This is a genomic window from Microlunatus soli (assembly GCF_900105385.1).
Lineage (GTDB): Bacteria > Actinomycetota > Actinomycetes > Propionibacteriales > Propionibacteriaceae > Microlunatus > Microlunatus soli.
In genome coordinates, this window is record NZ_LT629772.1 from 1 (window position 1) to 26,399 (window position 26,399).

A 26,399-nucleotide genomic window follows, 5' to 3' on the forward strand; every position below is an offset into this window, starting at 1 on the left:
GGGTGACTCCGACCAGCCGGGTGACTCCGACCAGCAAGGTGCAAGCACCCTTGAGGTAGGAACCCCGGAGATCAACGGAGAGTCGGCGGACTCGCAGCCGGGTCCGCAGGTCAAGCCAGGTGATTCGTTCGACCTCGAGGTTTCGGCCACCAACACGGGCGATGACCCCGTGTCCGATGTCCGCGGCCAGGCCGGCGACACCGAACTGAAGTGCAACGACACCACCCTGGACAGTGGCGCAACCACCACTTGTGCAGGCACGATCGACGCCCCGGTCGAGGCCGGCGGCTACTCGTTCGGCGTTGGCGTCGGTGGGACGAATGCATCCACCGATGACCCCGTTCAGTCGACGACCTCCGCCTACTTCACCGCAGGCAAGGCGTCGCAAGGCGACTCCCCGCAGGGGAACTCGTCCGACAGTGATTCCGATCAGCCGAGCACTTCGGATGATTCCGATCAGCCGAGCAACTCGGGTGATACCGACCAGACCGGAAGCTCGGACGGCTCTGACCAGCCGAGCGACTCCGATCAGGGTGGGAGCACCATCGAGGTGGGCGCTCCGGTGATCAACGGCAGCACTGCAGGTTCGCAACCGGGCCCGCAGGTCAAGCCAGGTGATTCGTTCGACCTCGAGGTTTCGGCCACCAACACGGGCGATGACCCTGTGACTGATGTCCGCGGCCAGGCCGGCGACACCGAACTGAAGTGCAACGACACCACCCTGGACAGTGGCGCAACCACCACTTGTGCAGGCACGATCGAAGCCCCGGTCGAGGCCGGCGGCTACGTATTCGGACTCGGCGTCGGTGGGACGAACGCATCCACTGACGAAGCTGTCCAGTCGACGACCTCCGCCTACTTCACTGCAGGTGAGGCGTCGGAAGGTACCTCCGGTTCCAACACCGGTGGCACCGACAACGGTTCCTCGACCGCGGGAGCCAACGGCTCCGGGACCGAGAGCGGTATCGGCGGTCAGTACGGCACCGGTGGCGACAACTCCACCGGAACCGAAGGGCAGTACGCAACCGGTGGTACCCAGTCCGGGTACGGCCAGGTGGGTGCGGTTCCGCAGGGCAGCGTTCATGCCGGATATGGGCCGAGCGATCGGTACCCGGATCCGATGTGGCTGCTCGCCGGCGGTCTCCTCGCCCTCGTCTCTGCCGGCGGCCTGTTCGCCGCGCAGCGGCGGCGTACCGCCGACAACGCGGGTTCCTCGTCCGACGGAGGTCGGCGGTGAACTCTCGTTCACGCAGACGGTCGACGTTCGGCGTTGGCCGGCAGCGCTTCATCGTGCTGCTGGTCCTCGCCGTCGTCGCCGTGCTTTTCCTGGGCAGGGCGTTGGCCGGTTTCGGCCAGGACCAGGCCGGCTCCCCCGGAGCCGAGCCGAGTCCGACGGCGCCGACTTCGGCCAGCCCCAGCCCATCGGAAACGCCGACACCGTCTGCGGCTGCTCCGCTCAGCTTGACGGCTTCGAAACCGAAGTCGATCAAGATCCCCAGTATGAAGGTCGACACCGATCTGGACCCGCTCGGCAAGAAGCAGTCCAAGTACGTCGTCCTTCCCAAGAAGCCGGCCGAACCGGGCTGGTACGAGCAATCAGCGACTCCCGGGGAACTCGGGATCTCGACGGTGATCGGCTACATCCGGAAGTCTGCGAAGGTTCCGGGCGTCTTCGTCCACCTGAAGAAGCTCGACAAGGGTGATCACATCACCATCAGTCGGGCGGACGGAACCGATGCCGTCTTCGCGGTAGACCGTGTGAAGTCCTATACCGAGAAGGATTTCGACAGCGATGAGGTGTACGGCCAGAGCAAGCCTCGGGCTGAGCTGAGATTGATCACGTGCGGTGGCACCCTCAAACCGAAGGACCCACCGGGCAATGTGGTCGTCTTCGCCCACCTGATCGAGCCGGACGGTTCGTCGCAATGACATCCGAGCACGCCACCCGAGCCCGGCGGGACAAGACACCCGCCGGGACAGAGGTCCGTTCCTCTGGACGACACGGTCAGGAGTCTGTCGGCGACCGGGGCCAACCCTGGGCCGGTCGGCGGCTGGTCCTGACCGGGATCATCGTCGTCCTGGTGGCTCTCGGATTGATCATGATCGGGATGGCCGCGCGGTCGGTCTCCGAACAACGTGGGGCGGGGGTCGAGAGTCGGCCCCTCGCCGGCGGTGCGCCGTCGGCGGCCACGGCGGATCCGAAGCCGCCGGCCGATCCGACACCGGCCGACGACGATCCGACGAGCAAGCCGGTCGCCGGTGCTTCTCGGCGGGCCGCCGATCCGGTCGACATCACGATCCCCCGGATCGGTGTGAAGACCTCGGTCATGAAGCTCGGCCTCGCTGCCGACAGGACGGTGGAGGTTCCCCCGTACGACAGGGCCGACGATGTCGGCTGGTACACCAAATCCCCCATCCCTGGCGCCACTGGCCCGTCGGTCCTGATCGGCCACGTCGATTCGCCGGACGGTCCGGCCGTCTTCGCGCGAATGGCCCAGCTCGACGCCGGTGACAAGGTCAGTGTCAAGCGCTCCGACGGCAGCACCGCCGTCTTCTCCATCAAACGGGTCGAGACGTTCGCCAAGGACGACTTCCCAACCCAGAAGGTCTACGGCGACACCGATCATCCGGAGCTTCGCCTGATCACCTGCGGCGGAACCTACGATCGTGGGGCCGGTGGATATCAGGCCAACACCATCGCGTTCGCCGATCTCGTCTCGATCAAGCACGCACAGCAGTGAACTGAACCTCGGGGACCCGATATCGAGGAAGTTCCATGACTTATCCACGACCTCGGGCGAGGAAGACGCTCGCCCTCACCGCGACGCTGCTGTCGGCCGTTCTGTCGGTCGGCACCGCTGCGCTCGCACACGCAGATCAACCGGTCCGCCGAGACCATCAGATCACCACCGTCCCGACGTCGAAGAGCAACCCCGCGTTGGACCGAGCAGTCGAGAGACTCGGCCCCGCTCGCACCGGCGGCGGTTACATCGACGACAACGGCACGCCGGTCGTCACCACCACCGCAGCCGGACGCCAGACCGCGGTCCGATCCGGCGGCGTCACCGTCCGCGTCGTCGATCACTCGCTGCAGGAACTCCGCCGGGCACGTGCGTCCTTGGACAAGTACGCCAAGGCACGTGGCGCCGGGCAGGTCCAGGAGTGGCACATCGACGTCGTCGCGAATCGGCTGCTGGTGGCATCGGCCGACAGCGACGACGCCGTGACGCGGTCGTTCCTTCGACACGCACGCTCACTGGGTGACGCGGTACAGGTCGAGACGGTCGAGAGCAGCATCCGGCCCGCTGGTCGTTCGCTGTACAACAGTGACAACATCAGCCTGAACAACACCCTCGAATGCTCGGTTGGCTTCAACGCCACCGATTCCCAGAATCGTCAGATCTTCCTGACAGCAGGCCATTGCCTCAACGGTTCGTCCGCGGCCTATCGAGGAACGTTCGTCGGATCGCCATCGGTTTCCCGGTATCCGAATTCCGATTTCGGCGCCGTACGCACCGATACGTCTGTCTGGACACCAGAGCCTGCCGTCAACAAATACGATGGGAAGGCCCGTGCGGTGCTGGGAACCGCCCAGCCCGCGGTCGGGTCGGAGGTTTGCAAGAGCAGCAGTAGGAGTGGCTGGACCTGCGGGACGATCCAGGCCTACGGTCAGACCGTCAATTACGGCGGCGGCAACATCGTGTACGACCTCGTACGATTCAGTGCCTGTGTTGAACCCGGTGACAGTGGCGGTGCCGTCATGGACGGAAGTTCGGCGGTCGGATTGATCAGCGGTGCACAGTTCTACACCACCGGTAATGGGCGGGAAATCTGTGGAAGCCGCGTTGGGCAACCAAATGTGAGCTTTTATCAGCCCATCCGACCAGCCCTGAAAGCGCTGGACGCAAAATTGTTGACCTATCCGTACAAGTCCACGGACTGACCGACGGCGATCTGCTCGGCGCCGGCGCGGGGAACCGCCCGGAGCCGGACAGTTCATTTGGTGAAATGACGCAGCCGCCGGCTTTACCAGTTGACCTACTGGACAGTAGCCTATGCCCATCGACGCTGTGCATCTCGGCCCAGAAACGCAGCAGCCGTTGACGAATGAGCCAACCGCTGCGCCGCGGTGGCATGCCTGGATGCGGATCCTGGCTCTCACCGTGCTTGCCGCCGGGTTGGGCCTGGCGCTTGCCACCACGACCGCTCAGGCGGCGCCGAGCGACGACGATCCCGGCCCTGCGCACAGCAAGCACTCACAGCGTTCGACCGAGCCTGTCGACGCGCTGGGCGGCACCTCGGACCGAGTGACCAAGCGACTGTCGTCACACCTGGACGAGACGACGAAGCAACTCTTCGGCCAATCCGGTGGATCCACGCCGGACTCGTCCGGAAACGCCGGCTCCGGGGACGACCCGGTCTCGTCTGACGACTCCGACGATACCGAAGCGAACAGTACGACGAGCACCGAACAGGACGGCACGTCGGACTCCGCACCGGTAGATGATGGCTCCGACACGGACCAGGCCGAGGCAGTCGAATCACAGCACGCCGACTCGGCGGTCGGCGACAACGGTGCCGGCTCCGACGCTGGAGCCAGCGATCAGGCCGACTCCGACGAGATGGCTGACGACGACGCGGGCGACTCGGGGGACGGCGACACCGAGGGCGAGAACACCAAGGCGTCCACGCCTCAGGACGACAACGCGACGGGCAGCACCGATTCCGACAACGTTGAATCCGACAACGCCGCGTCCGACAACGTTGAGTCCGATAACGCCGACTCCGACAATCCCGGCTCCGACAGTCCCGATCAGGATCACGCGGGCATCGACGCCGTCCGGGCAGCCGAGGACGTGGTCAGCTCGGTCAAGATCAACAACGACGACTCGACAGACGAGTCCGACAAGATCAACTCCGACAGGATCACCGACGACGACGGCGAGGCCGCCGGAGTTGTCGGTGAACTGTCCGCGGTCGTCGAGCAAGCAACCGGGAGTGACGACGCCGCGTCCACCCCGGACGATCAAGCCGGCAGGGACAGCTCCACGAGCGGCCACCCGGCACGGGACAAGATCAAGAAATCGTCCCACCCCGAGTCCCTCACCGATGTAGCAGCCCCGGAAACGAACGCATCCGACCCGGCCGATGACACATCGGCCGAGTCCGGCCGGAAGACCGACACTGACGCGTCCGAGCTAGCCGAAGTCGTTCCATCGGATACCGATGTCACGCCCGAGACGGTCACCGTCGGGGAGGTCGTCGACGACGCCGTGCTGGCGCCGGCAGCCGACCTGGTGGAGTCCACCGGAACGTCGCGGCCGACCACCACACTGGTGCGGACCGGTACCGACCTCGTGTCCTCGGCCGCGGAGCCGTCGCAGCTGGTGCCGCAGGTCTTCGACACTGTTTCCCAGCTCACCCCATCCGAGCTGCGACCGATTGTCGATCAGGTCGGGGACACGTCATCGCAGGTCACCGATCCGGTGACCGGGATCGCCGATTCCGCGGTCCAAGCGGCCGATCCGGTAGTTCCGGTCCGCGACGTCGTCGATTCCGTGACGACACCATTGAGACAGGCTCCGACCGACTCGGTCGATGCGGCGCTACCGGCGCTGACCGAGCCGGTCGCCGAGACCGTTGCAACTGCCGGCGGCGTGGTGCGGAGCGCTGTCGGCGTCCCCGTACCGCGGCAGATCGTCGACGACCTCGGCAGTGGCCTTGACGGCGTCTCCGACACCGTCGGCCTGCTGAGCCGCGACGTCGCCGGTGGTCTCGGTCAGGTGTCGGCGAGCCTGAAGCCGGCGACCGACGCGGTCGGTGTGCTCGGTGACGGAGTCAGTGCCGTGATCGACGCCACCGGGGATCAGGTGTTGCAGCCGCTGTCCCCCGTGTTGCCGCCGCCGATCATTTCAGGACCCTCCGGCGGCGACCCGCTACCCGGCCTGCAGTTCCCGATTCTGCAGCCTCCCACGACCGATCAGATCGTGAAGGTCCCGACCCGCATCGCACCGGCCCCGCGGTCGATCGTGGCGACCGCCGGCTTCCAACGACTGGGTCCGCCGACATCAGCCCTCACGGTCGACGGCATTCGGACCACCGAGCCCGTCGCCGACAGCGGACCGGCCGACCTGTCCGGAGCGCCCCGCAGCACGCTGTCCTTGACCGATCTCCAGGTCCCGGAGCGGATCGCCGGTGTCACGCCCGACGCCCCTGGCGAGGTCCGGACCGCGGTCGGGGCCGACGCCTTGGCCGTCGACGTGCCGCACCGTCCGGACACGGCCCCGGCCGGTAACGGGACGGGATCCGGGTCAGCCGCCGGCAGCAATGGCACCGGGGGCGCCCAGCCGGCTGCTGCGGCGTCGTGGCCCGGCCACTCTGATCTCCCGGGTCTCGTCCCCCATGATGGGGACGACGAAGACGCGACACCTTCGTCGACATTCGACCCCGGCTTCTCGCCCGACTGAATTCTTCTCCGAGAGACTCCACCACCAGTTTTGCGTCCGTGACGCAGTGGCTGGACAAGGGCCTCGTCGCATCATCGCACCAGTAGCGAATTCAGCGACGACACCATCGGTGATCTGATCCTCGGTGCGTCTTGACGACACATCTCGAGACTGATCACGGCCCCACGGTGAATTCACCCATTCCTTCATCGGAGAAGCACCATGGACAACTGGGCAATTCGCGCCCTGGGCAATTCTGCCCTGCCAGCGGGCGCGACCGCGTACGATCACGAATCCCGGGCCGGCAGATCGCACTTCCACACAATGCGGCGACAACGCAACGGACACCCGACGGCATTCACCACTGACCTCGTGAATACCTCCGAGATCAGTACGACGATCGGTATCGACGAGATTCTCGAACATCGTCACCGAGAACGTTCCGACCACGATCTCGATCGTCGCCGGCGCAATGATTCCGGTCACCGGCTTCCCGTGGCGGGCTCGACGTCGGATTCCGTCGCGACCCCGCGCCCATCGCCGGAAAGACCCGGCGAACCGGCGAAACGCCGGCCGAATCCGAAAACGCCGAAATCGGCTCCCCGAGCCGGCGGCGAGGGACCGCGCCGGGCCGCCCCTGCCGGCAGCGAGGGCTCTCCGCGGTCCTCGTCGACGCCACGGCACGCGGCCGATCCCGTCCCCCGGCACGCCGCCGCCCCGGACGCCGAGGTCACCCCGACGCCCTCCCCCGGAACCGACCGCCCTCCGATCAGCACCACCAGCCCCGGTCTGGTGATCACCAGGATTGTCCGCCACTCTGCCGCCGGCACCATCCCGACATTCGTCGACACCGCGGACTGTCAGCCGCCACAGGAAGTTGCCGCGTCGGCTGACGGCTCCGCGGTCGCGGTGTGGACTTCCGATCGAGACGCCCGACCTACTGCCGGCTCCCCCGGCCCGAACGGCCCACCCTCCCGGATCGTCCCGTTCACCAGGCTCCGGGCACCTCGCGCCCCCGACGTCGGTCGATCCGTTCCTGGTCGGGCGGCGAAGGGAACGAGATCCGGACTTCCCTGACCGAGCCACACATCACGGTCCGACCTGTGCCTTCCCCCGATGGTGCAGATCGGATCCCCCGAAGATCAGCACATGCCCCTTGAACCGACCCCGAGCACCGGAGGTGACGATGACCCCGACGGCTAGCATCAACGCTGTGAGTGTTGACGTGATCTGCCGCATCGTCGCCGGTGATCTTGACGCCGAGATCGTCCATCGTGACGACGATCTGATCGCGTTCCTTGATCATCGTCCGGTGTTCAAGGGGCATGTGCTGATCGCCCCCGTCCGTCATATCGACGATCTGCTTTCCCTTCCGGGCGAGCTGATGCAGCCGATGCTCGGGCTGGGGCAGCGGCTTTCGCGGGCGTTCATCACCGCCCTCGGAGCCCAAGGCAGCTTCACTGCGATCAACACGATCATCAGTCAGTCGATACCGCACCTGCACATGCACGTCGTGCCTCGTTCCAAGGGCGACGGGCTGCGTGGCTTCTTCTGGCCGCGCACCCGCTACGCCGATGGAGAGGCCGCCGAGTACGGGCAGCTGATCACCTCGGCGCTGGCCGACCTCGATCTGACCGATGCCTGATCACCGAAGCCGCCTTCGCACATCTCCCGCTCGCCCGGCCACCACGCGGTGACCGTAGATCGGACGGGGTCTTGACGACCCGCCCGAGTGAGGACGAAGGTAGCCATGTCACAATTCATAAACCCAGTTTCAAAAACTCCGTTCGAGGGGACGTCCCCGAGTAGTCGGACGGGCCAACGAAGATCACATCGGAGGCGAGCCATGTCGGGTGCCGATCGCGCCGCGGCAGCCGTTCGGCAGGCGAACGCGCGCGATTGCCTGCTCAGTCTCCGCGACACCGGCGTCCCGATGACCGTCGGCGAACTGGCCCTGCACACGGGGCTGTCCCGTCCGACCGTCGACGCGGTCCTCGCCGAGTTGGTCGCGCACGGCACCGTCCAACCTTCGACCCGCTCCGAGGCCAACGCTCCCGGCCGGCCCGCCCGTCGATTCGTGTTCGAACCGGCCGCGACCCTGGTGGCAGGGGTCGACGTCGGTGCGCGCAGCATCCGCTGCACGATCTCCGATGCTGCCGGAACGGTGCTGGCGCGCTCGGTGGTGCCCAGTGCACCTGAGGAGTGCCCCGACCGGATCGACGCGATCGTCCGAACCGTACGCAATGCCGTCGCCCGGACCCAGGAACAACTGGCCGCCGACGACGTCGACGATGATCATGCCCATCGCGATCGGCCCGAGCAGGCCGATGAGGGCGACCGGGCCGATGATCGCGAACGGGGCGAGCACGGCGACGACCCGTACGGTGCCCGCCACGTCGGCCCGGCCGGGCGTCATGCCGGACCCGTGGACCAAGATCGTCACGAGGCCGGCGACACCGGCGGTACCGGAGACGATGACATCGCAGCCGGCGACGGCCACGACACCTCGGCGGAGGAGTCGCCCGAGCGGTTGGTCCCCCAACTCGCAGCTGTCGGACTGGCCGTGCCGGGCGTTCTTGATCATCAGGACCGGATCACCCAGAGTCTGACGGTTCCCGAATGGGTCGGGATCGATCTGAAGGGCCAGCTCGCGGAGCGACTCGGCTGTGCCGTCAGCATCGAGAACGACATCAAGCTCGCCGCGCTCGCCGAACATCACTTCGGCGACAACATCGAGAGCCTGATCTACGTCCAGATCGGCAATCGGATCTCGGTGTCGGTGGTGATCGACGGCAAGATCCTGCAGGGCAGCCATCGGTTGGCCGGTGAGCTGGGGACCCAACGCGGGATGCGATGGACCGAGACCTCACAGCGCGGCGAGCTCCGCTGGTCGACCGGAGATCAGGCCGAGGAAGTGTTCCGACGAGCCGCGGCCGGCAACCATGACGCGCAGTCGGAGATCTCCTTGTTCTGCGCCGAGATCGCACCCAAGATCGCCCCGCTGTTGTTGGCGATCGATCCGGAGCGTCTGATCATCGGTGGCGGTCTCTCGCGCGCCGGCGAGGCACTCCTCGATCCCCTGCGCCGACACATCAACCACCTGTTGACCGGCGACGACAAGCCTGAGCTGTCCCTGGCCCAGCTGACCTCCGACGGTGTCGTCATCGGCGCCCTCGGGCACACTTTCGAGCAGAGCTCGACCGACATCTTCGGTATTGCCGGCGTCCCCGCACCGTGGACCCGGCTCCGTACCGAATCCAAACCGACTCCCGATCAAGAGAACAGGACATGACGGACAAGATCACTTTCGGCTTCAGTTCCTACAGCTTCCACTCCAAGCTGAGCACCGGGGAGATGACGCTGCCCGACGTCATCGACTGGGTCGCCGACAGCGAAGGCGAGCATCTCGAGCTCGCGGTGGTCGGAAGCAACGGCACCGACGGCCCGATCCCCAGTCTCGATTCCGACCCCGGATACGTCGACAGCATCGCCAAGAAGGCCGATCAGGCCGGCGTGATCTTGTCGAACATCGCGATCGGGGCAAACTTCTTCACCTCCGATCCGGCCGAGATCGAGGCCGAGGTCAAGCGGGTCAAGGCCTATCTTGATCTTGCCGAGCAGCTCGGCATCAAGCTGATGCGTCACGACGTCGTGGCTCATTCCGGCCTGCAGGGCGACGACACTCCCCTCTTCGAGGAGGCGTTGCCGAACATCGTCGGCGCGGCCAAGGAGATCGCACAGTACGCCGCCGGCAAGGGCATCACCACCAGCCTGGAGAATCACGGCTTCTTCGTCCAGGCCGCTGATCGGGTCCGCCGGATCATTCACGCCGTCGACGAACCGAACTTCAAGACCACCCTGGACGTCGGCAACTTCGTCTGTGTGGACGAGGATCCGACGGTCTCGGTCCCGCAGAATCTGCCATACGCGATGATCGTGCACTTCAAGGACTTCTACATCCGGCCCGCCGACCGTGATCCGGGCGAGGGTTGGTTCCGCAGTCGCGGTGGCAAGTACCTGCGCGGCGCGGTCGTCGGCAACGGGGACATCGACCTGTGGTCCGTCGCCCGCTCGATCAAGGAGTCCGACTACAGCGGATTCGCCTCCATCGAGTTCGAAGGCCACGAGGACTGCCTGCTCGGCTGCGCCCGTGGTATCGCCAACGCCAAGCGCCTGATCGCCCAGGCCTGACCCGAACGGAGAAATGATCATGAGCAAATTCCGCATCGGCGTCATCGGCACCGGCACCATTGCCCAGGCCCACCTCGCCGCGTACGCAGCAAATCCGGACGTCGAACTCGTCGCCGTCAGCGACATGAACCTGGAACGCGCCAAGACGGTCGCCGACAAGTACGACGCGCCGCGCGCCTACGGCGACCCGCACGAGCTGCTGTCCGACCAGGGCGTCGACGGTGTCAGCATCTGCACCTGGAATAACAGCCACGCATCCTGGGCGATCGCCGCGGTGCAGGCCGGCAAGCATGTGCTGGTGGAGAAGCCGATCAGCCGGACCTACGACGAGGCGCTGGAACTGCAGAAGGTCGTCGAGGCCAGCGACCGGATCGTCCAGGTCGGCTTCGTCCGTCGCCACTCCGCCAACTGCCAGGTGCTGAAGTCGTTCATCGACGCCGGCGACCTCGGCGAGGTCTACTACGCCAAGGCCAGCTGCATCCGGCGGATGGGCAACCCGGGCGGCTGGTTCGCCGACAAGGAGATCGCGGGCGGTGGCCCGTTGCTGGACATCGGCGTGCACGTGATCGACCTGTGCTGGTATCTGATGGGCTCACCGCGCGCGACCGCGGTCAGTGGCCACACCTACAACCGGCTGGGCAATCGGGCCAACATCACCACTTACCCGCGCTACAAGGTGTCGGACTACGACCCCGACAAGAACAGCGTCGAGGACATGGCCAACGCCGTGGTGCGCTTCGAGAACGGCGCCTCGCTGCTGGTCGACGCCTCCTACTCGCTGCACGCGGTCAAGGACAGCATCGACGTGTCGGTCTACGGTGACAAGGGCGGTGCCGCGTTGGAGCCGAACCTGGAGATCGCTACCGAGAAGAACGACACGGTGATCAACATCGCGCCGCAGATCTCCTCGGGCACCTTCGAGGGCGGACCTGCCTTCCGCAACGAGATCGCCAACTTCGTCGACGCCAGCCTCGGCCGCGTCGAGAGTGTCGCCCCGGCCTGGCACGGCGTTGAGATCATGAAGATCCTGGACGGGATCTACAGCTCCGCCGAAGCCGGCAAGGAGATCACTCTCGTCTGATCCGCCCGGTCCTTCGACAGGCTCAGGATCCACACCGCACCTGAGCCTGTCGAAGATCCCTGAGCCCGTCGAAGCGCAGCGATCAACCTGAGATGTCAGGCCGCCAGGTGCACGTCGCTCTTGTGCTTTGGCCGCGGCTGGTCGACTCGATCCGGCCGCGGAATATTCATCACGGTCGGCACGATGGCGAGCACGCACACGACGATGATGCCGACGACCGCGACGACGGTGATGAGAATCTGCGTGATGTCCATGTCAACCAGAGTGCCCCGCGACACCGACAGAATCGTCTGGCCACGGACACCATCCCGCCGCACTCCCCTGCGACCCCAGCCCTCCGGCCATCGGCCCGGAGTCCTACGGGCGAAACCCGGATGATATATCGAGCTTAGGCACGTTCCCGGGTCGCGGGAACGTGCTCAAGCTTGATATATCGCGCTTAGTGCAGCCTTGGAGTTGCCGTTGGTGATCACGCCCAGTCGGAGTTCGGACTGCAATGCCTCCAGCACCGGGATGACGTCGGGGAACAACACCGGGTCGGCGAACCGGATCGCCAGATAATGATCGGTGATCTGATCGATCGCTGCCGCATCAGCCAGGTCGGCCAGTACTTCGGCGAACATCGCCCGACGGACCTGCACCAGCGGCACCGGACGATCGCCGTAGGTCGCCGCGATCGTGTTGCGAACGGCCTCCAGATCCTCGGGGCGGTAGCGCCCGGTGAGTGTCGGCCAACGGCGTTCCATCTCGGCGATCGACCCCGAGAGCGCACGGCGCATCATCGCGTCGAAGTCGCACAGCGTCTGATCGACGTCGAAGAAGATCCACTCCGGGCGCGACCCCACGATCAGTCGGCCCATGCGCCGGTTGCGAGGAACTGCTCCATCCGGTCCAGGTGCGGCTGCAGGTCGAGCCCCTTGGACGCGACCCAGTCGTCGTTGTAGTAGGTGTCGGCGTAGCGCTCGCCGCCGTCGCAGATCAGCGTCACCACGCTGCCCTGCTGGCCGTCGGTGATCATCCGGGCGATCAACTGGAAGGCGCCGTACAGGTTGGTGCCGGTCGATCCGCCGGCCCAATGACGGGTCCGTGAGCGGAGCAGCCGGATCGCGGCCAGCGAGCCGGCATCGGGGATCTGCAGCATCTCGTCGATCACGCCCGGGACGAAGGACGGCTCGACCCGCGGTCTGCCGATCCCCTCGATCCGGGACGGCATCCCGGTGGCGTAGTCGGCGGCGCCGGTCTGCCAGCCGCCGAAGAAGGCCGAGTTCTCCGGGTCCACCACCGCGATCCTGGTGTCATGGCGTCGATAGCGCACGTAGCGGCCGAAGGTGGCGCTGGTGCCACCGGTGCCTGCACCGACCACGATCCAGGTCGGCACCGGATAGCGTTCGGCCGACAGCTGGGTGAAGACCGACTCGGCGATGTTGTTGTTGCCGCGCCAGTCCGTGGCCCGCTCGGCATCACTGAATTGATCAAGGTAGTGGCCGCCGCAGTCGCTGGCCAGACGGGCCGCCTCGTCGTACATCTCCGCCGGCCGATCGACGTAGTGACAGCGGCCGCCGTAGAACTCGATCATCGCGATCTTCTCTTCGCTGGTGCTCTTCGGCATCACCGCAGTGAACGGCAGACCGAGCATCCGCGCGAAGTAGGCCTCCGAGACCGCGGTCGATCCGCTGGACGCCTCCACCAGACCGGTGTCGGGACCGATCCGTCCGTTGACCAGCCCGTACAAGATCAACGAGCGCGCCAGCCGATGCTTCAGCGACCCGGTCGGATGCACCGACTCGTCCTTCAGATAGAGGTCGATCCCCCATGTCGCGGGCAGCGGGAAGACGTGCAGGTGAGTGTCCGCGCTCCGATTCGCGTCCGCTTCCAGCAACCGGATCGCGTTTCGCACCCAGCGGGCTTCCGCACTCGTCTCGACCACACTCCGACCCTACCCAGCGATGCGGTCCCGGTCGATCAGCGGGCGGTCTCGGTGGCCTTGGCCCGGGTGGTGGCATCCTCACGGAACAGGGCGTAGAAACCGATCAGGACGACCGCGGCGATGGCTGCCGGGATCAGCCAGATGCCGAGCCAGGAGTGACCGCCGCCGGTGGCGAAGGAATCGACGATCGGACCGGAGATCAGTGACCCGATCAGCAGTCCGACACCGTAGGTGGCCAGCGAGATCATCCCCTGCGCCGAGCTCCGCAGCCCGGGTCCCGCGAACCGGTCGGTGTAGACCTGCCCGGCAACGAAGAAGAAGTCGTAGCACACCCCGTGCAACAGCAGCCCGATGACGATCAGGAAGAACAACGCACCGGTGTCACCGAATCCGAAACAGATGTAGCGCAGCGCCCAGGCAGCCATCCCGACCGCCAGTGTCTTCTTGAAGCCCAGTTTCTTGATCAACAACGGCATCGCCAGCAGGAAGCCGACCTCGGAGACCTGCCCGAGGGTCTGGACCGCGGCAGCGGACTTGACGCCGATCTCGTTCAGATAGAGGTTGGTGAAGTTGTAGTAGAACGCCAGTGGGATGCAGATCGCGATCGAGGAGCAGAAGAAGACCAGGTACGCCCGGTTCTTCAGCAGGCTCAGTGCGTCGAGCCCGAGGATCTCGCGCCAGCCCGATCGGTCGGACGGCTCCGGTGGCGTCGGCGGCAGGAAGAAGCTGTAGACCCCGAGGATCAGCGCTGCAATGCCGGCCATCACCAGGGTCAACTGCAGGTTGTGGGACTGTTCCCACCCGAGCCAGCCGATCAGCAGGCCGGCGATGATCCAGCCGATGGTGCCGAACACCCGGATGTTGGCGAACTGCCGACCCGGATCCTGCAACTGACGGAACGCCACCGCATTGGCCAATGCCAGGGTCGGCATGAACAAGATCATGTTGATCAAGATCAGCGGGAAGAAGCCGCCGAAGCTGTCGGCGCGGGAGGCGATCAACAGCAGCACACCGCCGGCCAGATGCAGCACACCCATCAACTTCTGCGCGGACACGAACCGATCAGCGATCCGACCGACGATGAACGGCGCGATGATCGCACCCAGTGACTGGGTCAGGAACGCCAACGAGATCTGGCTCCCTGACGCTTCCAGATTCTGTGCCAGATAGGTGCCCAGTGTGACGAACCAGCCACCCCAGACGAAGAATTCCAGGAACATCATCACCGACAGCTTGATCCGGATCGGTGGTGCGATCTTCACCTGCGCTTGGACGTTCTCACTCATGAGGCCTCCTGTGCCACCCAACGCTGCGTGGACCTGTAGGTCAAGATCATAGGACAGGCTCGTACGGCTCCGACGCAGCGCAACGGCCAGGATCAGTCGGCCCTGAGCCTGCGGAAGGGCCCAGCAACGGAATGCACCCAGCTCCGCCTTGTACCACCGCTTCGACGAACTCACAGGACCGTGTGGGCTTCGGTCCGCACACGACCTGCTCCGGGCTCGACTGGTTACTAGCCGAGAACAAGCCGTACCCATCCGGTAGGTCCACGGAGCACCGTCCGCTTGACTTCAACTGAACTTGAAGTTGCACGCTCTTCTCACCCGTCGAGAACGAGTCACCAGGAGAGCCATGCCACGCGCCGTCATCACCGGAGGGTCCGCCGGCTTCGGCCATGCCCTCAGCACCGCATTGGCCCGCGAGGGCTGGCAGGTCTACATCACCGGTCGTGACCAACAGGCACTCGCCGCTGCCGCTGCGCCGGTGAGCCCGGGCACGATCACTCCGGTCGCCGGCGACGTCACCGACGCCTCTCATCGTGACGCCTTGGTCCGTGCGGCCGCGCAGGACGGCCCGGTCGATCTGCTGGTCAACAACGCGAGCACTCTCGGCCGCTCGCCGCTGCCCCGCGTTCTCGACCTGGACCCCGACGTCTTCGAGGCGCTCTGGAAGACCAACGTCGGCGGCCCGCTTGCCCTGATCCGGGCGCTCGCGCCGCACCTGACCGACGGCGCGGCCGTCGTCAACATCTCCTCCGACGCAGCCGTCGAGCACTACGAGACCTGGGGCGGCTACGCCGCGACGAAGGCCGCCCTGGATCACCTCACGCTGACCTTGGCGGCCGAGCAGCCCGATCTGCGGTGGTATGCGTTCGACCCCGGCGACATGCGCACCCGAATGCATCAGGATGCCTTCCCCGGCGAGGACATCTCCGACCGGCCCGAGCCAGAGACCGTCGTCCCGACGTTTTTGCGCCTGCTCCGGGACCGTCCGGCGAGCGGCCGCTACCGCGCCGCGGACCTGTCCGCAAGGACGGAGCGCACCGCATGAGCTTGCTGACGCTGACCCCGACGACGGTCTTCCCCGCACCCGCGGCGGCGACCGCACCCAGACCCGCCGAGGAGCGCGGGCTGCGCCGCGACGAGGTTCGGATGCTCATCGCCCGCGACTCCTCGATCACGCATGCCCGGTTCCACGACCTACCTGCGCAGCTCGACCCTGGCGACCTGCTGGTGGTCAACGACTCGGCAACCATCGCCGCCGAGTGCGACGCCCGGATCGGCGAGGACCCCGTAGTCCTTCACGTCGCGAGCCGACTCGGCGACCATGACTGGGCCGTCGAGCTGCGTACGGCGCCCGACGCCGCGCGAGCGATCCTCGATGCCGCCGTTGGTACCGAGGTCGTCCTCGACGGTGACGATGGTGTCCTCGAGCTGGTCGCGCCGTACCCGGCGCCGGGCTCCTCGCCCACCGGGCGGGGCACGAGGCTGTGGCGTGCTGCGTACGAAGGTCACGCACCGCTGCTGGACCTGCTCGACCGGGTGGGGCGGCCGATCGCGTACGGCTATCTCGACCGGCGCTATCCGCTCTCGGCGTACCAGACGGTCTTCGGTCTCCGACCCGGCAGCGCCGAGATGCCGAGCGCGTCGCGGCCGTTCACCCCCGAGCTCGTCACGCGTCTGGTCGCCGGTGGGGTCGGCATCACGCCGATCACGCTGCACACTGCCGTCTCCTCCCAGGAGGCCGGGGAGGCACCGTTGCCCGAGCAGTTCACGGTGCCCTCCGTCACGGCGCGAGCCATCAATACTGCCCGAGATGCCGGTCACCGAGTCGTTGCCGTCGGCACGACCGCCGCACGGGCCGTCGAGTCGGCTGTCGAGGAGACCGGCGCCGGCTCCGTGGCCGTACCGCGGTCCGGGTGGACCGACCGGGTGATCACTGTCGCCGAGCCGCCGAGGCTGATCGACGGGCTCATCTCGGGCTGGCACGACCCGCAAGCGTCGCACCTGCTGTTGGTCGAGGCCGTCGCCGGCGCGGAGTTGACGCAACGCGCCTACGACGCCGCGGCGGCCACCGGCTACCTCTGGCACGAGTTCGGCGACTCCGCCCTGCTGCTACCCGACCGCCGGACGGGTTGACGCCCACCCAACCGGGGATTTCGGCCCTCTGGCTGAGTTCCGGGTGTGGCGGGCGTTGCGTCGCGGCCGGTAGGACCAGCGCGCCCCGACCGCAAACGCAACCCGGCCGCGATGCTGGGCGGGAGCTCAGCCAGAGGGCCGAAATCCCCACCCCGGCATCGCGGCCGAAGTTGCCAGCCCTTTGACACGCGGAGGGCTCGAACCGTTACTTGGCGAGCAAGGAACGCAGGACGTACTGCATGATGCCGCCGTGCCGGTAGTAGTCGGCCTCGCCGGGGGTGTCGATCCGGACGACGGCGTCGAAGGTCTGATCACCGGCGGTGACCTGCACGGTGGCCGGGGTCGAACCATCGTTCAGAGCGGTGACGCCGCTGATCGCGAAGGTCTCCTCGCCGGTCAGCCCGAGGCTCTCGGCGTTCTGGCCCTCGGCGAACTGCAGGGGCAGCACACCCATCCCGATCAGGTTGGACCGGTGGATCCGCTCGTAGGACTCGGCGATCACGGCCCGGACGCCGAGCAGCGCGGTGCCCTTGGCCGCCCAGTCCCGGGACGAACCCGAGCCGTACTCCTTGCCGGCCAGGATGACCAGCGGCGTGCCCGCCTGCTGGTAGGCCTGGGAGGCGTCGTACACCGTGGTGACCGGGCCGTCGGCCTGGTTGAAGTCGCGGGTGAAGCCGCCCTCGGTGCCCGGCGCCAACTGATTGCGGAGCCGGATGTTGGCGAAGGTGCCGCGGATCATCACCTCGTGGTTGCCACGCCGGGAACCGTAGGAGTTGAAGTCCCGCCGCTCGATGCCGTGCTCGGTCAGGTACTTTCCGGCCGGGCTGTCGGCCTTGATCGAACCCGCCGGGCTGATGTGGTCGGTGGTCACCGAGTCACCCAGCTTGAGCAGCACCCGAGCGCCCTCGATGTCGGTCACCGGCTGCGGCTCGGTCGGCATGCCGTCGAAGTAGGTCGGCTTGCGGACATAGGTGGACTGCTCGTCCCAGGCGAAGGTCCGGCCCTCCGGGGTCGGCAGCGACTGCCACTGTTGATCACCGGCGAACACGTCGGCATAGCTCTCGGTGAACATCTCCGCGCCGATCGACCCGGAGACGATCTCGTCGATCTCTGCCTCGGTCGGCCAGATGTCCTTCAGGTACACGGGATTGCCGGACTCGTCGTTGCCCAGCGGATCGGTGGTGATGTCGATGTCCATCGAGCCGGCCAGCGCGTAGGCGACCACCAGCGGCGGGCTGGCCAGGTAGTTCATCTTGACGTCGGGGTTGATCCGGCCCTCGAAGTTGCGGTTGCCCGACAGCACCGAGACGACGGCAAGGTCCTTCTCGTTGACCGCGTCGCTGACCTCGGGAATCAGCGGTCCCGAGTTGCCGATGCAGGTGGTGCAGCCGTAGCCGACCAGGTTGAAGCCGAGCTTGTCCAGGTACGGCGTGAGCCCCGACCGCTCGTAGTAGTCACTGACCACCTTGGAACCCGGCGCCAGCGTGGTCTTCACCCACGGCTTGCGGGTGAGGCCCTTCTCCACGGCCTTCTTGGCCACCAGAGCGGCACCGATCATCACACTCGGGTTGGAGGTGTTGGTGCAGGACGTGATCGCGGCGATCGCGACGGCGCCGTGGTCCAGGGTGAACCTGCTGCCGTCGGACAGCGTCACCTCGATCGGATCGCTGCGCCGCTTGCCGTCGGCGGGCACACAGGACAGGTAGTCCCGGCCCTCCGTCTGCCCGTGCACCTCGTCGTGGGCGGCGGGGGCATCGGAGGCCGGGAAGGACTCCTCCAGCGCCTCGTCATAGGCACCACTGACCGCCTCTTCGCCCTCGTCGACGTAGGCGGTCAGCGCACCGCGGAACGACTCCTTGGCCTCGGAGACCGCGACCCGGTCCTGGGGCCGCTTCGGGCCGGCGATGCTGGGCACCACGGTGGACAGGTCGAGCTCGAGATACTCGGAGTACTTGGCCTCCTTGGTCTCGTCGTGCCACAGGCCCTGCTGCTTGGCGTAGGCCTCGACCAGAGCGATCTGCTCCTCGCTGCGGCCGGTCAGCTTGAGGTAGTCGATGGTCTTGTCGTCGATCGGGAAGATCGCGATGGTGGAGCCGTACTCCGGGCTCATGTTGCCGATGGTGGCGCGGTTGGCAACCGGCACGGCGGCAACGCCCGATCCGTAGAACTCGACGAACTTGCCGACGGCGCCGTGCTTACGCAGTTGCTCGGTGATGGTCAGCACCAGGTCGGTGGCGGTGGCCCCCTCCGGGAGTTCGCCGGTGAGCTTGAAGCCGACAACCCGGGGTACGAGCATCGAGACCGGCTGGCCGAGCATCGCGGCCTCGGCCTCGATCCCGCCGACGCCCCAGCCGACGACGCCGAGGCCGTTGACCATGGTGGTGTGGCTGTCGGTGCCGACCAGCGTGTCGGGGTAGGCGTAGGTCTGGCCGTCGATGTCGCGCGGGAAGATCACTCGGGCGAGGTGCTCGATGTTGACCTGGTGCACGATGCCGGTGCCCGGCGGGACGACCTTGAAGTCGTTGAAGGCGCCCTGGCCCCAGCGCAGGAACTGGTAGCGCTCCTTGTTGCGACCGTACTCGATCTCGACGTTACGGGTGAAGGCGTCGGCGGTGCCGAAGACATCGGCGATCACCGAGTGGTCGATGACCAGCTCGGCCGGCGACAGCGGATTGATCTTGTCCGGATCGCCGCCCAGGTCGCCGAACGCCTCGCGCATCGTCGCAAGATCAACAATGGCCGGCACGCCGGTGAAGTCCTGCATCACGACGCGGGCCGGAGTGAACTGGATCTCGTTGCCGGGTTGGGCATCGGCGTCCCAGTCGGCCAGCGCCCGGATGTCGTCGGCGGTGATGTTCGCGCCGTCCTCGGTGCGGAGCAGATTCTCCAGCAACACCTTCAGGCTGTACGGCAGCTTGTCGGCTCCCGGCACCTTGTCCAACCGGAAGATCTGGTACGACTTCTCCCCCACTTCGAGGGTGTCCTGGGCGCCGAAGCTGTTCACGCTCGGGCCGGCTTCAGGGGCTTCGCTGTTCATGCTCACTCCGTCGTCGTTGAAACTCTCTCGACATCAAGATATCACGCCGACCGCACCCTTCCGCAGCCGGTCGCGGCGCACCGACCGACCGCGAACCTCCACCTTCGCACCAGTTCCGTACCTTCGCACCAGGTGTACGGGGTGCGAAGGTACGCAGCTGGTGCGGATGTGATCGGTGGCCGGGTCCGTGGGGTCAGGTGGTGCTGCAGGTGCTGCCGTGTTGCTGGTTCCAGGCTCGCACTCGCGGCGCGCTGCGCAGCACGTAGGAGACGATCAGGGTGGCCTCGATCGCGGCCATCAGGATGAGCCAGCCGATGGCTCGGCTGAGATCGCCGATGAGCGGTTCGGCGAACCAGGACCACATCCCGTCGCCACCGGCCAGCACCAGCGGCACGATGCCGATCACCAGGATCGCGCCGCCGGCCATGGCCCGGTACATCAGGCCGCGGCTGTAGTCCTGCGGCGACAGCGGCTGTGTGCCGTTGCTGTTGACGAGATGCGGGCTCACGGGATTGTGGTTCCTGGGGTCCTGGGTCACAGGTCAAGTATCGCGGGAAGTGGGCTCACCGTCGCCGTGCAGGATCGCCACGCACTCCAGATGATGGGTCATCGGGAACAGATCGAAGGCACGCAGCCGCTCCAGCCGGTAGCCGCGGGCGGCGAAGTAACCCAGGTCGCGGGCCAGGGCAGCCGGATCGCAGGCGACGTAACCGATGGCACGCGGTCGACGGGCGACGATCTGCTCGACCACCGCTCGGCCGGCTCCGCTGCGAGGCGGATCGAGGACGACCAGATCGGTCCGGGTCGGCAGCGGGCGTGGCCCCTGCCGCCGGTCGCGCCGACGTCCGGACCGTCGGTTCGGGCGATCGCCACTCCTCCGTTGCCCCTCGGGCTGTCTGGCCAACGCCCGATCGACGCGATCGGCGACGAACTGGACCCGGTCACCGGCATCGGCGAGATTGCGGCGGGCCAGCTGGATCGCCGTCCGACTGCCCTCGACGCCGATCACCCGGCAACCGGCTGCCAGCAGGCCGCCAACGAACGGGCCGACGCCGCAGTACAGATCGAACGCGGTCTCCCCCGGCTGCGGGTCGAGTCCGTCAACCACGGTCCGGACCAGTAGGTCGGCCGCTGCCGGATGGACCTGCCAGAAGCCGTCACCGGCCACCAGCCAGTCCCGGCCGACGGCATGCTCGGTGATGGTGTCCGGTCCCGTCGGCCAGTGCACGCCGTCAGCGGCAGCGACCCCGATCACCTCGACGCCGGTGCCGTCGACCTGCGAGAGATCGGCCGCGGGAACCGGTGCGACCGGGTGGGCGATCATTGGCTGGGCGATCCGGCAACCCGCCGCCGGCAGCGCGATCACCTGATGGGAACGATGCGCGCGCAGACCCGGACGGCCGCGATCATCAAGCTGGTAACGCATTCTGGTCCGCCAGCCGAGGGCGGAGTGGTCGGCACCCGGACCATGATCAGCCCCGTTGCCATGATCAGCCCCGTCCAACGGGACCTCCTCGACCGTCACCCGCAGGTCCAGTCCAGCGAGCCGCTGCAGTTGCTCGGCCAGCACGTCGGCCTTCAACCGCCGTTGGGCGCCCGGGTCGACGTGCTGGAAGTCGCAGCCGCCGCAGAGGCCGGGGCCGGAGATTTCGCACGCCGGCGTGATCCGGTCGGGCGACGGCTCGATCACAGCGGTCGCGTCGCCGCGCCAGAAGCTGCGCTGGCTGGTGTCGGTCAAGGTGATCATCACCCGCTCGCCGGGCAGCGCGTGTCGGGTGAAGATCACCCGGCCCTGGTGACGGGCGACGCAGTGCCCGCCGTGCGCGATCGGGCCGACGGTGACCGGGCCGACCACGGTGCCGGGCTCGGGGGTCGGGTCCGGGTGCCCTTCGACAGGCTCAGGGACCTGACCTTCGACAGGTTCAGGGACCTTTCCGACGGGCTCAGGGATCTCGGTCATCGGCGGACTCGGGTGCGGCGTCGGGCCTCGCGCTCCATCCTGCTGTTGGCCGCGCTGGAGGACTGCAGGTGGTACGGCACCGAGGTGACCATCACGCCGGGCGTGAACAGCAGCCGTGCCTTCAGCCGCAGCGCACTCTGGTTGTGCAGCGCCTGCTCCCACCAGTGGCCGACGACGTATTCGGGGATGTACACGGTGACGACGTCGCGCGGGCTCTCCCGGCGGACGTTCTTGACGAATTCCAGGGCGGGGTTGGTGATCTCCCGGTACGGCGAGGCCACCACCTTCAGCGGCACCGGAATGCCGGCGTCCTCCCACTGCTGGACCAGTCGTTCGGTGTCCTCCGGATCGACGTCGACGGTGATCGCCTCCAGGGTGCTCGGCCGGGACGCCTTGGCGAACGCCAGCGCCCGCAGCGTCGGCTTGTGCAGCTTGGAGACCAGCACGATCGCGCGCACCCGGCTGGGCAGCATCCGATCTTCGTCCGGGTCGATGGTGGTCTCGTCGGCGACGGCGTCGTAGTGCCGCCGGATCAGCTTCATCAGACCGAACAACACCACCATCGCGATGATCGCGATGTAGGCACCCTGGACGAACTTGGAGATCAGCACGATGATCAGCACCGTGCCGGTGCAGACCGCGCCGACGCTGTTGATCACTCGAGCGCGGATCATCCGCAGCCGCCGCTTGCGGTCGGTCTCGGTCTTCAGCAACCGGGTCCAGTGGATGATCATGCCGGTCTGGCTGGTGGTGAAGGAGACGAACACCCCGACCACGTAGAGCTGGATCAGTGCGGTCACGCTGGCGTCGAAGGCCAGGATCAGCACGATCGCACCGACCGCCAGCAACAGGATGCCGTTGCTGAAGGCCAGCCGGTCACCGCGGGTGTGCAGCTGCCTCGGCAGGTAGCCGTCCCGGCCCAGGATCGACCCGAGCACGGGGAATCCGTTGAACGCCGTGTTGGCGGCCAGGAACAGGATCAGCATGGTGGCGCCGAGGACGAAGTAGAACGCCGGCGGGAAGCCGCTGAAGATCACCCGGGCCAGCTGACCGATGGCGGTGTCGGCATTGATGTCGACGATCCGGCCGTTCAACGTGTAGTGACTGAACGGCTTGTCGACCAGATGCAGACCGGTCAGGTTGGCCAGCGAGATGACGCCGATCATCATCGCGACCGCGATCGTGGCCAGCATCGCCAGCGTTGTCGCCGCGTTCTTGCTCTTCGGCTTGCGGAAGGCCGGTACGCCGTTTGAGATCGCCTCCACACCGGTCAGTGCCGCCGACCCGGAGGAGAACGTCCGCGCCATCAACACCACAAACGCCAGCCCGGTCAGTCCGGTGAACCGGCTGTCCCCCTGGACGCCGTATTTGGCGGTCTCGACCTGAAGATCATTTCCGAGCACCAGGATCCGGACCAGACCGGTCACGATCATGATCAGCACGCCGCCGATGAAACAGTAGGTCGGGATCGCGAACAGTGTCCCCGATTCCCTGACCCCGCGCAGATTCATAGCTGTCAGTAACAACACGACAAGGGTTGCAGCAAAAGCTTCGTGTCCCTTGAGGAAAGGAAAAACGGCCTCGGCGTTCTGGATGCCCGAGGACACCGACACCGCGACGGTCAGCACGTAGTCGACCAGCAACGCCGACGCCACCGTCAGCCCGGCATTGGGGCCGAGATTGGTGGTCGCCACCTCGTAGTCGCCGCCGCCGGACGGATAGGCGCGCACGTTCTGCCGGTAGGACGCGACAACGATGATCATCACCAGCGCGACCAGGATCGCGATCTTCCAGGAGTACGCGTAACCTGCCAGCCCGGCCAGCGACAGGGTGATCAGGATCTCGTCCGGTGCGTAGGCGACCGAGCTCATCGCGTCGGAGGCGAAGACGGGCAGGGCGATCCGTTTCGGCAGCAGGGTCTCGCCCAGCTGCGTACTGCGCAGCTTGCGACCGATCAGCAGTCGCTTGCCCACATCCGCGATATTCACGTCCGGAAACTCTATGCCCCCAACAGGCTGTTGCCCGCATTTGACGACCGACCGACACAAACCCGAGATGGGGGTTTGCCGTTACGGTTGCAGTGGATCAGGATGAACCGCAACGCGATCGATGCAGCGAGCATCGACCAGGTGGGTTCAACACCACCCACTCAGTGGGACCGAGGAGACCGAGCAGTGCACATCGTCATCATGGGCTGCGGCCGGGTGGGCTCCACCCTGGCCCGGATCCTGGAGAAGCGCGGCCACACCGTCGCGGTGATCGACGTCAACACCGACGCGTTCCGCCGCCTCGGTCCGGACTTCACCGGACAGACCGTGAAGGGTGTCGGCTTCGACCGTGAGGTGCTGTTGGAGTCCGGGATCAAGGATGCCGACGCGTTCGCGGCAGTCTCCAGTGGCGACAACTCCAACATCATCGCCGCCCGCGTGGTCCGGGAGACCTTCGAGGTGCACAACGTGGTGGCGCGGATCTACGATCCCGGCCGGGCCGAGGTCTACGAGCGGCTCGGGATCCCGACCGTCGCCACCGTCCGATGGACCGCCGACCAGGTGATGCGCCGACTGCTGCCGGCCGGTTCGGAGCCGCAGTGGCGCGACCCGTCCGGTTCGGTCCGGTTGATGGAGGTGCACGTCCATCAGGGTTGGGTCGGCAGCCGGGTGGACCGGATCGAACAGGCAGCCCAGACCCGGATCCCGTTCATCTTCCGGATCGGGACCGGGATGGTGCCGAAGGACAGCACCGTCTTCCAGGACGGCGATCTGCTCTACGTCGCCGTCGAGAACGACCGGCTGGCTGCGGTCGAGGCGATCCTCAGCGCCCCGCCGGCCCCCGAGTAGCCGATCCGATCGGCCGACAGACCAACGATTGAACGAAACGCGCACAGCTCAGAGAACGGGAAAGATCAGATGCGAGTCTCCATCGCCGGGGCCGGCAACGTCGGCCGTTCGATCGCAGCAGAGCTGGTGGAGAACGGCCATGAGGTGCTGTTGATCGACCGCGATCCGCGGGCGATCAAGGCCGACAGTCTGCCCGAGGCCGAGTGGCTGCTGGCCGACGCCTGCGAGCTGTCCACCCTGGAAGAGGCCGGCATCGACACCTGCGATGTCGCTATCGCCGCGACCGGTGACGACAAGGTCAACCTGGTCACCTCGTTGCTGGCCAAGACCGAGTTCAGCGTGCCGCGCACGGTCGCCCGGGTGAATCACCCGAAGAACGAGTGGCTGTTCAACTCCGACTGGGGTGTCGATCACGCGGTGTCCACGCCACGGCTGATGTCGGCGTTGGTCGAGGAAGCGGTGTCGGTCGGCGACCTGGTCCGGTTGCTGACCTTCCGCGCCGGCGAGGCCAGCCTGGTCGAGCTGACGCTGCCGCCGCAGAGCCCGAGCGTCGGTGAGCGGGTCGGTGATCTGACCTGGCCGGGCGACGTGGTGCTGGTCGCGATCATCCGCGACGGACACGCCCAGGCACCCGATCCGGACGGTTCGCTGGAGGCCGGCGACGAGTTGCTGTTCGTCGCCACCGAGGACTACGAGGACGAACTGGCGAGGATGCTGTCGCCGCGGGACAGCAACGCGCCGCGACGGTGACCTGCGTCGATCGTTGCCGTCTCAGGTGTCGCCTGCGCGGTCGTCGTCCTCGATGATCTCGATCGGCGTCCGGCCGCGGGACAGCAGGTAGCCGATCACCAGCAGCGCCAGCCCCAGCAACGGCCAGCCCAGAACGATCTTGGCCACCCCCAGCCAGACCACCTGGCCGGCCAGGTAGAGCGGCAGCTGGATGACGAACCGCAACACGTACGGCACGGCCAGTACGGCGGTCAGTTTCGCCATCATCCGGATCAGGCTGCGGTGTCGGGCCCACCCGGTCGGGTCGCCCATCGCGGCCCCGAGGATGAAGCCGACGACCGGGCGGCGGACGACGATGCTGAGCACCGACACCAGTGCCAGCAGCCCGTTGTAGAGGATGCCCGGCAGGAAGGCGTCCTCGGCCCGGCCGGTGCGGGCCGCGACGATGGCGGCGATCGCGGTCGGGACGACGGCCTGGGCGACGTAGCGCAGTGACTGCCGTTGCAGCAGCCGGACCAGTGCCAGCACGGCCGCGCAGGCCAGCGCCACGATCAGGCTGAGGCCGAGCCTGCTGCTGATCATCCAGGCGATGGTGAACCCGACGAACGGTGCCGCGCCCTCGAGCATGCCGCGCACCCCGCCGAGAGTGTGCAGCAGCTCGGCGCGGACGTACTCCTCGACGTAGCGGTAGTCCTGCAGCTCCGGACGCTGTTCGGCCTCGGTCGCCGGGTACCGGCGCGGACGGGGTCCTTCGGTGGCGTCCTCGCTCACG

At 66.8% G+C, this 26,399-nt stretch carries 22 protein-coding genes; 13 read left to right on the forward strand and 9 right to left on the reverse strand.

From position 1 onward, the window contains the following. The 9 genes from BLU38_RS00005 to BLU38_RS00050 all read left to right on the forward strand — a co-directional run. On the forward strand, window positions 1-1,237 hold a 1,237-nt coding region (locus BLU38_RS00005), incomplete at its 5' end, for a hypothetical protein (RefSeq protein ID WP_231920109.1). Beyond that, entirely contained in the window at window positions 1,234-1,929 is a 696-nt protein-coding gene (locus BLU38_RS00010; RefSeq protein ID WP_157683104.1) for a sortase domain-containing protein, read from the forward strand. The genes BLU38_RS00005 and BLU38_RS00010, both read left to right, overlap by 4 nt. After that, window positions 1,926-2,741 (forward strand): class F sortase, encoded by an 816-nt coding sequence (locus tag BLU38_RS00015; protein ID WP_091517863.1) that lies wholly within the window; start codon window positions 1,926-1,928, stop codon window positions 2,739-2,741. Before BLU38_RS00010 ends, BLU38_RS00015 begins: the two co-directional genes overlap by 4 nt. Window positions 2,742-2,938: 197 nt before the next feature. Then, complete coding sequence (locus BLU38_RS00020) at window positions 2,939-3,943, forward strand: S1 family peptidase (RefSeq protein WP_231920110.1); 1,005 nt, start codon at window positions 2,939-2,941, stop codon at window positions 3,941-3,943. Between the two features lie 157 nt (window positions 3,944-4,100). Beyond that, window positions 4,101-6,467, forward strand: coding sequence for a hypothetical protein (locus BLU38_RS00025; RefSeq protein ID WP_157683106.1), 2,367 nt, complete (start codon window positions 4,101-4,103; stop codon window positions 6,465-6,467). A gap of 1,192 nt (window positions 6,468-7,659) precedes the next feature. After that, a complete protein-coding gene (locus tag BLU38_RS00035) occupies window positions 7,660-8,091 on the forward strand; it encodes an HIT family protein (RefSeq protein ID WP_231920111.1) in 432 nt (143 codons plus the stop codon). 201 nt (window positions 8,092-8,292) lie between these two features. Then, entirely contained in the window at window positions 8,293-9,738 is a 1,446-nt protein-coding gene (locus BLU38_RS00040; RefSeq protein WP_172836031.1) for an ROK family transcriptional regulator, read from the forward strand. Further along, window positions 9,735-10,637, forward strand: a complete 903-nt coding sequence (locus tag BLU38_RS00045; protein WP_091517900.1) for a sugar phosphate isomerase/epimerase family protein — start codon at window positions 9,735-9,737, stop codon at window positions 10,635-10,637. The genes BLU38_RS00040 and BLU38_RS00045 overlap by 4 nt, the downstream gene beginning before the upstream one ends. 19 nt (window positions 10,638-10,656) lie before the next feature. After that, entirely contained in the window at window positions 10,657-11,718 is a 1,062-nt protein-coding gene (locus tag BLU38_RS00050) for a Gfo/Idh/MocA family protein (protein ID WP_091531474.1), read from the forward strand. Between the two features lie 95 nt (window positions 11,719-11,813). On the opposite strand, the gene BLU38_RS00055 is transcribed toward BLU38_RS00050, so the two are convergent. From BLU38_RS00055 to BLU38_RS00070, 4 genes are all read right to left on the reverse strand, one after another. Continuing rightward, window positions 11,814-11,972: a hypothetical protein gene (locus tag BLU38_RS00055; protein WP_157683107.1), complete on the reverse strand. Its 159-nt coding sequence runs from the start codon at window positions 11,970-11,972 to the stop codon at window positions 11,814-11,816. 165 nt (window positions 11,973-12,137) lie between these two features. After that, window positions 12,138-12,578, reverse strand: a complete 441-nt coding sequence (locus BLU38_RS00060; RefSeq protein WP_091517910.1) for an HAD family hydrolase — start codon at window positions 12,576-12,578, stop codon at window positions 12,138-12,140. Beyond that, window positions 12,566-13,645, reverse strand: coding sequence for an L-cysteine desulfhydrase Cds1 (gene cds1 / locus BLU38_RS00065; RefSeq protein ID WP_091517913.1), 1,080 nt, complete (start codon window positions 13,643-13,645; stop codon window positions 12,566-12,568). The genes BLU38_RS00060 and cds1 overlap by 13 nt, the downstream gene beginning before the upstream one ends. A 35-nt stretch (window positions 13,646-13,680) precedes the next feature. After that, on the reverse strand, window positions 13,681-14,931 hold the full coding sequence (locus tag BLU38_RS00070; protein ID WP_091531478.1) for a nucleoside permease: 1,251 nt from the start codon (window positions 14,929-14,931) through the stop codon (window positions 13,681-13,683). Between the two features lie 346 nt (window positions 14,932-15,277). Between BLU38_RS00070 and BLU38_RS00075 the strand changes: the two genes are divergently transcribed. Together BLU38_RS00075 and BLU38_RS00080 are read left to right on the forward strand one after the other, a co-directional pair. After that, window positions 15,278-15,976 carry an SDR family oxidoreductase gene (locus BLU38_RS00075; protein WP_091517917.1) on the forward strand — a complete coding sequence of 233 codons (699 nt, stop codon included), beginning with the start codon at window positions 15,278-15,280 and terminating at the stop codon, window positions 15,974-15,976. Then, entirely contained in the window at window positions 15,973-17,064 is a 1,092-nt protein-coding gene (locus BLU38_RS00080; protein WP_091517920.1) for an S-adenosylmethionine:tRNA ribosyltransferase-isomerase, read from the forward strand. Before BLU38_RS00075 ends, BLU38_RS00080 begins: the two co-directional genes overlap by 4 nt. A gap of 205 nt (window positions 17,065-17,269) precedes the next feature. Here the strand turns inward: BLU38_RS00080 and acnA are convergent, their stop codons facing one another. The 4 genes from acnA to BLU38_RS00100 form a co-directional block, all read right to left on the reverse strand. Then, window positions 17,270-20,101 (reverse strand): aconitate hydratase AcnA, encoded by a 2,832-nt coding sequence (acnA, locus tag BLU38_RS00085; protein ID WP_091517924.1) that lies wholly within the window; start codon window positions 20,099-20,101, stop codon window positions 17,270-17,272. 193 nt (window positions 20,102-20,294) lie between these two features. After that, a complete protein-coding gene (locus BLU38_RS00090; protein WP_091517928.1) occupies window positions 20,295-20,609 on the reverse strand; it encodes a hypothetical protein in 315 nt (104 codons plus the stop codon). A gap of 33 nt (window positions 20,610-20,642) precedes the next feature. Further along, a complete protein-coding gene (locus BLU38_RS00095; RefSeq protein WP_091517932.1) occupies window positions 20,643-22,061 on the reverse strand; it encodes a class I SAM-dependent RNA methyltransferase in 1,419 nt (472 codons plus the stop codon). After that, a complete protein-coding gene (locus tag BLU38_RS00100) occupies window positions 22,058-24,049 on the reverse strand; it encodes an APC family permease (protein WP_091517936.1) in 1,992 nt (663 codons plus the stop codon). Before BLU38_RS00100 ends, BLU38_RS00095 begins: the two co-directional genes overlap by 4 nt. 201 nt (window positions 24,050-24,250) lie before the next feature. Between BLU38_RS00100 and BLU38_RS00105 the strand changes: the two genes are divergently transcribed. Both BLU38_RS00105 and BLU38_RS00110 read left to right on the forward strand, forming a co-directional pair. Continuing rightward, entirely contained in the window at window positions 24,251-24,898 is a 648-nt protein-coding gene (locus BLU38_RS00105) for a potassium channel family protein (protein WP_197680138.1), read from the forward strand. Between the two features lie 69 nt (window positions 24,899-24,967). Further along, window positions 24,968-25,648, forward strand: coding sequence for a potassium channel family protein (locus BLU38_RS00110; RefSeq protein WP_091517939.1), 681 nt, complete (start codon window positions 24,968-24,970; stop codon window positions 25,646-25,648). A 21-nt stretch (window positions 25,649-25,669) separates the two neighbouring features. Here BLU38_RS00110 and BLU38_RS00115 read toward each other — a convergent pair whose 3' ends face one another. Beyond that, window positions 25,670-26,398, reverse strand: a complete 729-nt coding sequence (locus BLU38_RS00115) for a DUF3159 domain-containing protein (protein WP_091517942.1) — start codon at window positions 26,396-26,398, stop codon at window positions 25,670-25,672. Window position 26,399: the final 1 nt, after the last annotated feature.

Bases quoted from the DNA above. Each gene is read 5' to 3' on its own strand.
- BLU38_RS00015 (WP_091517863.1), top strand. From the start codon at position 1,926: ATGACATCCGAGCACGCCACCCGAGCCCGGCGGGACAAGACACCCGCC.
- BLU38_RS00040 (WP_172836031.1), top strand. From the start codon at position 8,293: ATGTCGGGTGCCGATCGCGCCGCGGCAGCCGTTCGGCAGGCGAACGCG.
- BLU38_RS00045 (WP_091517900.1), top strand. From the start codon at position 9,735: ATGACGGACAAGATCACTTTCGGCTTCAGTTCCTACAGCTTCCACTCC.
- BLU38_RS00050 (WP_091531474.1), top strand. From the start codon at position 10,657: ATGAGCAAATTCCGCATCGGCGTCATCGGCACCGGCACCATTGCCCAG.
- BLU38_RS00055 (WP_157683107.1), bottom strand. From the start codon at position 11,972: ATGGACATCACGCAGATTCTCATCACCGTCGTCGCGGTCGTCGGCATC.
- BLU38_RS00060 (WP_091517910.1), bottom strand. From the start codon at position 12,578: ATGGGCCGACTGATCGTGGGGTCGCGCCCGGAGTGGATCTTCTTCGAC.
- BLU38_RS00070 (WP_091531478.1), bottom strand. From the start codon at position 14,931: ATGAGTGAGAACGTCCAAGCGCAGGTGAAGATCGCACCACCGATCCGG.
- BLU38_RS00075 (WP_091517917.1), top strand. From the start codon at position 15,278: ATGCCACGCGCCGTCATCACCGGAGGGTCCGCCGGCTTCGGCCATGCC.
- BLU38_RS00080 (WP_091517920.1), top strand. From the start codon at position 15,973: ATGAGCTTGCTGACGCTGACCCCGACGACGGTCTTCCCCGCACCCGCG.
- acnA (WP_091517924.1), bottom strand. From the start codon at position 20,101: ATGAACAGCGAAGCCCCTGAAGCCGGCCCGAGCGTGAACAGCTTCGGC.
- BLU38_RS00095 (WP_091517932.1), bottom strand. From the start codon at position 22,061: ATGACCGAGATCCCTGAGCCCGTCGGAAAGGTCCCTGAACCTGTCGAA.
- BLU38_RS00105 (WP_197680138.1), top strand. From the start codon at position 24,251: ATGGGCTGCGGCCGGGTGGGCTCCACCCTGGCCCGGATCCTGGAGAAG.
- BLU38_RS00110 (WP_091517939.1), top strand. From the start codon at position 24,968: ATGCGAGTCTCCATCGCCGGGGCCGGCAACGTCGGCCGTTCGATCGCA.